Below are 8,725 nucleotides of genomic sequence, written 5' to 3' on the forward strand. Positions count from 1 at the left end.
GGGCGGGCGAGGCGCACGGCGCCGACCAGGGCGACGAAGGGGACCACCAGCCCGAACACGGCCAGCCGCGCCTTGCCCTTGGCCAGGGCGGTCAGGACGACGAGGAAATGGACGACGACGGTGACCGCCACGGTGCCGCGGCTCTCCCGGGCGTTTTCGTTCAGGCCGTCCACCCCGAAGGGCAGGAAGCCCGCGAGCAGCAGCCCGGCCAGCGCGGCGGTGATCACCACCACCTCCACGCTCTTGCGGCCCGCCTCCGACCAGTAGACGTCGGCCAGGTGGAGGATCAGCGCGAACTCGTCCAGCACCAGCCCCGCGCCCACGCCGAAGACGACCGCGGCGGCCCAGGAGCCGAAGCCGTGCGTGCCGCTCGCCACCGCGCCGAAGCCGCCCGCCACGGTGAGCACCACTCCCGGCACCACGTGGTGGACGTGCACACCGCCGCTCTCCACGTTGCGGAACGGTCCCCGCCCGGCACGGATCGCCCGGGTCACCAGGCGGGTGACCGCGAAGGTGAGGAGGAAGGACGCGAGGGCGAGGAGCAGGGGGAGCTTGCCGGGCTCGACGATGTTCCGGTACAGCCAGTGACCCATGGCCGGACTCTATGCGGCACTTCATGCCGAGCTGCCCGTTCCCTCCCGGTTCGCCGGGCGCGTCGGCCTTCCTCCACCACGCCGTATGATGATCGCGCCGACGACTTCCGGAGGAACCCATGGCCGGCCGATCCCTGAGCATCGCTGTCGCGCAGCCCCGCTGCGCCGCCCACGACGTGGCGGGCAACGCCCTGGCCCACGCCGAGGCGGTACGGGCGGCCGACGCCAGGGTGGTGGTGTTCCCCGAGATGTCCCTCACCGGCTACGAACTGGACGCCGCCCCGGTCGCCCCCGACGACGAGCGGCTGGCCCCGATCATCGCCGCCTGCGCCGCGACGGGATCGCTCGCCCTGGTGGGCGCGCCCGTCCCCGGACCGCACATCGGGGTGCTCGCCGTGGACGGTGACGGGGCCCGCGTGGTCTACGGCAAGACGCACCTGTACGGCGCCGAGGCGGACCACTTCCGTCCCGGCGAGCCGACGGTCGTCGAGGTGGACGGAGTGCGCCTGGGGCTCGCGGTCTGCCGGGACACCGGTCTGCCCGAGCACGCGGCCGCCACCGCCGCCCTCGGCATGGACGGCTACGTGGCCGGCGTGGTGCACTCCGAGGCCGAGGCCGAGGTGCACGGCGAACGGGCCCGCAGGGCCGCCGCCGACCACGGCGTCTGGGTCGCCACCGCCGCCTTCGCCGGCCCCACCGGCGGCGGTTTCGACCGGACCTCGGGACGCTCGGGCATCTGGGCGGCCGACGGCTCCCTCGTCGCCGAGGCGAGCGATCTCCCCGGCGACTTCGCCCGGGCGGTCATGCCCGCGCCCGGCAACGGCTAGAGTCCGCTGTAACGCCCGGCCGTCCGGCGGGCAGGACGGGGGAGGACCGTGGCCAAGGTCGGCATCAACCTGGACGCCGAACTCGTCGTGGAGGTGATGGTCCTCTCCGGGACCAACTCGCCGCAGGACGCCGTCGAACTGGTGATCCGCGACTACATCGCCCGCGGCCACCGCACCGAGGCGCGCACGGAGCTCACGGACCAGCGGCTGCGGGAGATCGACGCCAAGCCGCAGGACCCGCAGGGCGGCTGACCGCCGCGGAGGCCGGATGCTCCTCAGCCCGGCGAGTCAGTCCGGCGAGTCAGCCCGGCGAGACGAACCCGGACTCGTAGGCGGCGATCACGGCCTGCGTGCGGTCCCGCACCCCCAGCTTGGCGAGCACCGAGCTGACGTGGGACTTCACCGTCTCGGTGCCCACGACCAGCCGCTCGGCGATCTCCGCGTTGGACAGACCGCGCGACACCAGCCGCAGCACCTCCGCCTCCCGGTCGGTCAGCTCCGCGCGCTCCAGCCGGGCCCGGGCCCCGGCGTTGCCACGCGTCTCACCGTAGGAGGCGGCCAGCTGCCGCACCGCGGCGGGGAACAGCAGCGAGTCGCCCTCCGCCACCAGCCGCACCGCGTTCACGATCTCGGCGGGCCGGGCGCGCTTGAGCAGGAACCCGTCGGCGCCGGCCCGCAGCGCGCCGTACACGTACTCGTCGTTCTCGAAGGTGGTGACCACCAGGATCTTCGGCGGGTCCGCGACGGTCCGCAGCACCGCACGGGTGGCCTCGATGCCGTCCATCAGCGGCATCCGCACGTCCATCATCACGACGTCCGGACGCAGTTGTCGCACCAGCGGGACGACGGCGGCCCCGTCGGCGGCCTCCCCGGCCACCGAGATGCCGGGCTGGGCCTCCAGCACGGCGCGAAGACCCACGCGCACCAGCGGCTCGTCGTCGACCAGGAGAACGGTGAGGGGCATCGGCACAGCCTAGACCAGGGGCGAACGGGGCGGCTCAGCCGAGCGGCAGGTCCACGCGCAGCCGCCAGATCCCCTCCTCCGGACCGGCGGAGGCCTCTCCGCCGAGCAGGGCGGCCCGCTCGCGGATCCCCCGCACACCGCTCCCCCCGCCGCGCAGCCCGGTCCCCTTCCCCGCCTCGGGGAGCGGGTTGCGCACCTCGATCCGCAGCCGGGCGTCCTCCACGCCGATCCGCACTCCCACCGGCAGCGGACCGGCGTGGCGCACCGCGTTGGTGAGCGCCTCCTGGAGCATGCGGTAGCCCTCCCGGGAGACCGGACCCGGCACCTTCTCCAGCGGCCCCGACACCTCGGCGTCGACCCGGGCACCGGAGGACCGCGCCGACTCCAGCAGCCGGTCGGCCTCCCTCAGGTCCGGCCGCGCCCCGGCGGGCCGGGCGGGATCGCGCAGCACCACCAGCACCCTCTCCAGGTCCTCGAGGGCGGCCCGTCCGGTCTCCTCGATGGCGCCGAGCGCCTGCTCGGTGAAGCGGGGGTCTCCCGCCGCCCGCGCCGCGCCCGCCTGCACCACCGCGAGGGTCAGGGCGTGCCCGATGGAGTCGTGCAGCTCCCGGGCGATCCGGTTGCGCTCCAGCAGCCGCTCGGTCCGCTCCTCCAGCCGGGCGAGGCGCTCCTTGGCCGAGGGCCCCAGCAGCGCCGCGGCGGCCCGCGCCATCAGCGCGCCGACGACCGTGACGAAGGCGAGCAGCACCGCCAGGTCCGCCACCGCCAGCAGCCCGTACCACCAGCCGGTGCCGGGCAGCGGGTAGGCGGCGGAGACGCCCGGGTCGCCGAAGGCCGCCCCGATCAGGGCCAGACAGAGCCCGGCCATCACATTGGAGACCGCCGCGACGGCGCAGCCCACCTCCAGCCGCAGCACCAGCCAGATCCCGGTGCGCAGCCGGTCGTTCCACGAGGCGGACGGGGCGGCGGAGACACCGTGGTCGTCGCCCGGGGAGCCCGCCCCGTCCCTGGCGTGCGCGCCCGGGAAGAGCATCAGCCGGGCCTGCAGCCCCTCGGCCGTGCGCGCGGCCGGAACCAGGGCGGCGAGCAGCACCAGCAGCGGCACCGGCTGGACGGCGATCAGCAGCCACTCGGCCGGGGAGGCGTCCGTCAGCCCGGGGAAGACCATCGCCATGACGAGCGGCAGGATCACCGTGACCACCAGGTGCAGCCATCTGGTGTAGGTGACGGCGCGGGTCAGCGGCGTGAGGAGGCGAGGCACCCGGTCATGCTGCCAGACCCGCCGTGGACGGCCCTCCCCCGCGCGGGGGAGACGAACCCCTCAGGCAAGGGATGTCCCGGCGGCCCGGCCCCGACAGGCTGTGGACATGACGAAGATCGAGCTCACGGCACTCACCAAGGAGTACGGCGGAACCCGCGCGGTGGACCACCTCACCTGCACCGTCGAGCCCGGCCGGGTCACCGGCTTCCTGGGCCCCAACGGCGCCGGCAAGTCCACCACCATGCGGCTGGTCCTCGGCCTGGACCGGCCCACCTCCGGCACCGCCACCGTCGGCGGACGGGACTACACCACCCTGGACACCCCGCTGCGCACCGTCGGCGCCCTGCTGGACGCCCACTCGGCCCACCCCTCGCGCACCGCCCGCGACCACCTGCGCTTCCTGGCGGCGAGCAACCGGATCCCGGCCGCCCGGGTCGACGAGGTGCTGGAGGAGGCCGGGCTCGCCCCGGTGGCCCGGCGCCGCGTGAGGACCTTCTCGCTCGGCATGCGCCAGCGCCTCGGCGTCGCCGCCGCGCTGCTCGGCGACCCGCCGGTGCTGATGCTGGACGAGCCGACCAACGGACTCGACCCGGAGGGCTTCGTGTGGATGCGGCAGCTGCTGCGCAGGCTCGCCGGGGAAGGGCGCACGGTGCTGATGTCCAGCCACCTGATGAACGAGACCTCCGCGGTCGCCGACCACCTGGTGGTGCTGGGCCGCGGACGGCTGCTCGCCGACGTCGGGACGGCCGAGTTCATCGACGCCCACTCCACCCCGCGCGTCCGGGTCCGCACCAGCGACCCGGTGCGCCTGCGGGCGAGCATGGCCCTCAAGGGCCACCGGATGCGGGAGGACGAGGGCGGCCGGTGGCTGGTCGACGGCGCCACCGCCGAGGAGGTCGGCGCGGTGAGCGCCCGGGAGGGCATCCCCGTCCTCGAGCTCACCGACCTCCGCGTGTCGCTGGAGGACGCCTACCTCGCCCTCACCGCCGGGGCCGCCGAGTTCGCCGCCGCGTCCGCGCGCACCGTCACCACGTCCCAGGAGGCCTGACCATGTCCGTCGCACCCGCCACGCCCACCGTGCCCACCGTGCCCGCCGGGCCCGTCGCGGCCGCCACGCCCGTCGTCGCCGTGCTCCGCTCCGAGTGGATCAAGATCCGGTCGGTGCGGGCGAGCTGGGGCTCCCTGCTGGCGATCCTGCTCGTCACCACGGCACTCACCGTCCTCGCCTACGGCACCATCGGCGAGTCCGAGGCGGCGAACGGGGGGAACCGGGTGAAGGAGGCCTTCTACACGATGAACTTCGCCCAGGTGGCGGCCCTCGCCTACGGGGCCACCGCCGTGTCCTCGGAGTACCGGGAGGGCGCCCTGCGTGTCTCCCTGGCGGCCGTGCCGCGCCGCGGACTGCTCCACTGCTGCAAGACCGCGGTGATCGCGGTCACCGCCCTGCTGGTGTCCGTCCCGACGACCTTCGCGGCCTTCCTGGTCGGCCAGGCGTTCCTCGGCGAGCACGCCATCGGGCTGAGCCACCCCGGAGTGCTGCAGGCCTGCGTCGGCGGAGCGGTCTACCTGGTGCTGATGGCGCTGTTCGCCGCCGGCGTCACCGTCCTGCTGCGCAGCGCCGTCGGCGCGCTGGGCATCCTGGTCCCGTTCGTCCTGGTGGGGTCCTTCGTGCTCGGCGACGGGGCCGGAGGGATCGGTGCCTACCTGCCCGACCGGGCCGGCAGCCACTTCTTCCGGGAGACCTCGCCGGGTCCGCTCGGGCCTTGGGAGGGGCTCGCCGTGACCGCCCTGTGGGCGGCCGCCGCGCTGGTCGCCGGCTGGTGGGCGATGCGCCGCCGGGACGCCTGACCGGCCGTCCCGGCGGCGGCCGCCGGACCTCAGTGCAGGAACTTCAGCCCGACCACCCCGCCCACGATGAGGGCCAGGCAGACCAGACGGGCGGCGGTGGCGGGCTCGTGCAGGAAGAGCATCCCGTAGAGCGCGGTGCCGACGGCCCCGATGCCGACCCAGACCGCGTAACCGGTGCCGATCGGAATCGAGCGCATCGCGTAGGCCAGCCCGCCCATGCTGAGCACGAGGGCGGCGGCGAAGAGCAGGGTGGGAACCAGGCGGGTGAAACCCCGCGAGGCGTTCAGGGCGACGGCCCAGACGGTTTCGAGCAGTCCGGACACGATCAGTACGAGCCAGGCCGACATGGCGGCGGAACCCCTTCGGAAGAGACGGCAGTCGGTACGCCGTCTTGTCCTCACCGGGTACGACGCGCTCGTCCGGGGCCGCACGGGGCGACCTAGGCCGAGGCTAACACGCCCGGACCGGCCGGTGCCGGGACCGGTTTCCGGGCGAGGGGGGCACCCGGCGGCCGGGGAAACGGCCCGGGACCGGCCCAGGATCGGCCAGGGGTCGACCCGGGATCCGGCTCCCGGCGACGATGCGGGCGTGGTTCCCGAGCACCCGTGTGACGTGGTACACACAGCTGATCACGCTCCTGTCCGCCAGCAGGAAGGTCGCCCATGTCCGCAACACGACGTCAGATGATCGCCCGCTCCGGTGCACTCGGAGCGGGCATCGTGGTCTCCGGGGCCGTCGCGGAGCTCTTCTCCGTGTCCGCCGCCTCCGCGCTGCCGCTCACCGAGGCGGGATACGGTCCGCTGACACCCGACCCGCACGGCCTGCTCGACCTGCCGAAAGGTTTCCGCTACCGGGTGCTCTCCCGCGAGGGCGAGGCCCTCCGTTCCGGCGAGGGGCAGGTGCCCTCCCACTGCGACGGCATGACCGCGCTGCCCGGCAGGAGGGGCCGCGTCCACCTCGTCCGCAACCACGAGAACCGCACGACCGCCGCGCTCGGCGTCCCCACCGTCGAGGGGCTCACCTACGACCCCGCGGCCAAGGGCGGCTGCACCCTGATCACCCTGGACGGCCCCGACGGCGCGGTCGTCGACGAGCGCGTGGCCGTCGCGGGCACCGCGGTCAACTGCAGCGGGGGACCCACCCCTTGGGGTACCTGGCTGACCTGCGAGGAGACCGAGGACAAGGCCGGGGTCGCCGGCTACGCCAAGGACCACGGCTTCATCTTCGAGGTCGACCCCGCCGACCCCCGGCGCAGCGGAGCGGTGCCGCTCACCGCGATGGGCCGGTTCCAGCACGAGGCGGTCGCCGTCGACCCCGTCCACGGCGTCGTCTACGAGACCGAGGACGCCTTCGTCGCCCCCTTCGGCCTGTTCTACCGCTTCCTGCCCGACCGGCCGGAGGGCCGCCTGGGCTCGCTCCGGGCGGGCGGACGGCTCCAGGCGATGCGGGTGCCCGACCTGCCCGACCTCTCCGTCGTCGACGAACCCGGCGCGAGCTTCGGCGGCGTGCGGTGGGTGGACGTCCCCGACCCGCTGGCCGCACGGACCCCGACCCGTCTGCAGGACTACGGTCCGGGCGGCGTCACCCGGGGGCAGAAACTCGAGGGCTGCTACTGGGGCGGGCGCTCGGTCTACTTCGTCTCCTCCTACGCCCGCACCGGCGAGGGATCCGGCGCCGACCACCACGGCCAGGTCTGGCGCTACGACCCGGGCGCCCGCCGCCTCACCCTGGTGATCGTCTTCGGTCCCGGCTCGGACGTCCAGCTGCCGGGCGAGTCCCCGGACAACATCTGCCTGGCCCCAGGGGGCTCGCTGATGGTGTGCGAGGACGGCAGCGGCGCGCAGCACGTCTACGGGGTCAGCCGCCGCGGCGAGGTCTACACCCTGGCCCGAAACGCCCAGAACATCGGTACCCAGGAGGCCCCGGAATGGGGCGAGTTCGCCGGCGTCGCGTTCTCGCCGGACGGCGGGACCATGTACGTCAACTGCTACGACCCGGGCACCACCTTCGCGGTCACGGGCCCCTGGCGGAGGTAGCGCGCGTGGGGGCGGCCCGCCCGCCGCGGGCCGCCTCCGCGATCGCCCCGGGCGTCCATGCGCCGTAGTCCGGGGTGTCCGCCCGGGGCAGCGGCGCGGGGAGCCCGCCGAAGCCGAACTCCCCGACCGGGACGGCGGTGACGCCCAGGGTCTTGAGCCCGTTGTCGACGACCGGGAGCCGGTCGCCCCGGTGCGGGGTGAAGCAGCCGTTGTCCAGGGGGATCCCGTGAGCCCGCAGAGCCGTTCGGAGGCGTAGCCGTACCGGAACCCGTGGTCCTCGTTCCGGCTGAACGGGCCGCCGTGCACCACCGCGCGCGCAGCGCCTCGTGGGCCGTGGGCGCGCCCTCTTCGACGGCGTGCGCGAACCACCTGTGGTCGAACTCACGGCCGGAGGCTGCTGAGCCCCACCGGCACCGACACGGGCACCGGCACCGACACGGGCACCGACACCGGCACCCGCATCCGCTCGGCGCAGGGCGGGGCGGGACGCGCCGCGATCTCCGGAACGGCGTGGTCCAGACTGGTGCCGTGCGACTGAGTCATGACACGACCGCGGCCACCGGCCGTGAGCAGGGAGGCAGCTGATGACCCGTCCGATCGCCGTAGGAGTGGACGGAACCCCGGAGAGCCTGGCGGCGCTGGAATGGGCGGCCGTCGAGGCCGGCCGGCGCGGGGCCGGACTGCGGGTGGCACACGTCTGGGAGCCGCGCCGGGTGAGCGGCGCGGAGGAGCGCAGCGGCACCTCGCAGGAGCAGGAGCGCTGGGTCCGGCAGGGCGTGGAGGACTCCGTCCGCGGCCTGACCGAGCGCCACCCGGGACTGGAGGTGAGCACCCACATCCTGCGGGGCGAGGCGGCGGAAGGGCTCGCGGAGTGCGCGGAGGGCGCCGGCATGCTGGTCCTCGGCTCCCGCGGACGGGGCATCCTGCTCGGCTTCCTGCTCGGATCCGTCGGCCGGCAGGTGATCGGCGGGGCGAGCCTCCCGGTGGTCCTGGTCCGCGCGGACGTCAAGGACGGGCCCGAGGCGGCCGGGGAGATCGTCGTCGGACAGCACGGCGAGCCGGAGGACAGCGCCGAGACGCTGCGCTTCGCCTTCGAGACGGCCGCCGCGGCCGGCGCCCCGCTGCGCGCGGTGCGCGCCTGGTCGCTGCCCCCGGTCTTCGCCTACAGCCCCGGCTCCCTCCAGCTGCTGGACGAG

The 8,725-nt window shown here is 74.7% G+C and carries 11 protein-coding genes and 1 riboswitch; of the genes, 6 read left to right on the forward strand and 5 right to left on the reverse strand.

The window, feature by feature from the left end:
- Positions 1-593: hypothetical protein (locus tag HW445_RS10740; RefSeq protein ID WP_180220794.1), on the reverse strand; the 593-nt coding region annotated here is incomplete at its 3' end.
- Between the two features lie 119 nt (positions 594-712).
- On the opposite strand from HW445_RS10740, the gene HW445_RS10745 reads away from it, so the two are divergent.
- A complete protein-coding gene (locus HW445_RS10745; RefSeq protein ID WP_180220795.1) occupies positions 713-1,420 on the forward strand; it encodes a carbon-nitrogen hydrolase family protein in 708 nt (235 codons plus the stop codon).
- 48 nt (positions 1,421-1,468) lie between these two features.
- Positions 1,469-1,672, forward strand: coding sequence for a type II toxin-antitoxin system VapB family antitoxin (locus tag HW445_RS10750; RefSeq protein ID WP_180220796.1), 204 nt, complete (start codon positions 1,469-1,471; stop codon positions 1,670-1,672).
- A gap of 49 nt (positions 1,673-1,721) precedes the next feature.
- Here HW445_RS10750 and HW445_RS10755 read toward each other — a convergent pair whose 3' ends face one another.
- Together HW445_RS10755 and HW445_RS10760 are read right to left on the reverse strand one after the other, a co-directional pair.
- Positions 1,722-2,384, reverse strand: coding sequence for a response regulator transcription factor (locus HW445_RS10755; RefSeq protein ID WP_180220797.1), 663 nt, complete (start codon positions 2,382-2,384; stop codon positions 1,722-1,724).
- A 34-nt stretch (positions 2,385-2,418) separates the two neighbouring features.
- Positions 2,419-3,645: a histidine kinase gene (locus tag HW445_RS10760; protein WP_180220798.1), complete on the reverse strand. Its 1,227-nt coding sequence runs from the start codon at positions 3,643-3,645 to the stop codon at positions 2,419-2,421.
- Between the two features lie 106 nt (positions 3,646-3,751).
- On the opposite strand from HW445_RS10760, the gene HW445_RS10765 reads away from it, so the two are divergent.
- Positions 3,752-4,693, forward strand: coding sequence for an ABC transporter ATP-binding protein (locus HW445_RS10765; RefSeq protein ID WP_180220799.1), 942 nt, complete (start codon positions 3,752-3,754; stop codon positions 4,691-4,693).
- A 2-nt stretch (positions 4,694-4,695) separates the two neighbouring features.
- Positions 4,696-5,493, forward strand: a complete 798-nt coding sequence (locus HW445_RS10770; RefSeq protein WP_218956822.1) for an ABC transporter permease — start codon at positions 4,696-4,698, stop codon at positions 5,491-5,493.
- A 29-nt stretch (positions 5,494-5,522) separates the two neighbouring features.
- Here HW445_RS10770 and HW445_RS10775 read toward each other — a convergent pair whose 3' ends face one another.
- Entirely contained in the window at positions 5,523-5,840 is a 318-nt protein-coding gene (locus HW445_RS10775; RefSeq protein WP_180220800.1) for a multidrug efflux SMR transporter, read from the reverse strand.
- A 33-nt stretch (positions 5,841-5,873) separates the two neighbouring features.
- Positions 5,874-5,937, reverse strand: a riboswitch (guanidine-III (ykkC-III) riboswitch).
- Positions 5,938-6,155: 218 nt separating this feature from the next.
- Between HW445_RS10775 and HW445_RS10780 the strand changes: the two genes are divergently transcribed.
- Positions 6,156-7,529 (forward strand): alkaline phosphatase PhoX, encoded by a 1,374-nt coding sequence (locus HW445_RS10780; RefSeq protein ID WP_180220801.1) that lies wholly within the window; start codon positions 6,156-6,158, stop codon positions 7,527-7,529.
- Positions 7,530-7,910: 381 nt separating this feature from the next.
- On the opposite strand, the gene HW445_RS10785 is transcribed toward HW445_RS10780, so the two are convergent.
- Entirely contained in the window at positions 7,911-8,072 is a 162-nt protein-coding gene (locus tag HW445_RS10785) for a hypothetical protein (RefSeq protein ID WP_180220802.1), read from the reverse strand.
- A gap of 41 nt (positions 8,073-8,113) precedes the next feature.
- Between HW445_RS10785 and HW445_RS10790 the strand changes: the two genes are divergently transcribed.
- The coding region (locus tag HW445_RS10790) for a universal stress protein (protein WP_180220803.1) at positions 8,114-8,725 on the forward strand (612 nt) is incomplete at its 3' end.

Source organism: Streptomyces sp. UH6, assembly GCF_013421635.1.
Lineage (GTDB): Bacteria > Actinomycetota > Actinomycetes > Streptomycetales > Streptomycetaceae > Streptomyces > Streptomyces abyssomicinicus.

Coding starts and splice junctions, on each gene's coding strand:
- HW445_RS10745 (WP_180220795.1), top strand. CDS start 713: ATGGCCGGCCGATCCCTGAGCATCGCTGTCGCGCAGCCCCGCTGCGCC.
- HW445_RS10755 (WP_180220797.1), bottom strand. CDS start 2,384: ATGCCCCTCACCGTTCTCCTGGTCGACGACGAGCCGCTGGTGCGCGTG.
- HW445_RS10765 (WP_180220799.1), top strand. CDS start 3,752: ATGACGAAGATCGAGCTCACGGCACTCACCAAGGAGTACGGCGGAACC.
- HW445_RS10770 (WP_218956822.1), top strand. CDS start 4,696: ATGTCCGTCGCACCCGCCACGCCCACCGTGCCCACCGTGCCCGCCGGG.
- HW445_RS10775 (WP_180220800.1), bottom strand. CDS start 5,840: ATGTCGGCCTGGCTCGTACTGATCGTGTCCGGACTGCTCGAAACCGTC.
- HW445_RS10780 (WP_180220801.1), top strand. CDS start 6,156: ATGTCCGCAACACGACGTCAGATGATCGCCCGCTCCGGTGCACTCGGA.
- HW445_RS10785 (WP_180220802.1), bottom strand. CDS start 8,072: ATGACTCAGTCGCACGGCACCAGTCTGGACCACGCCGTTCCGGAGATC.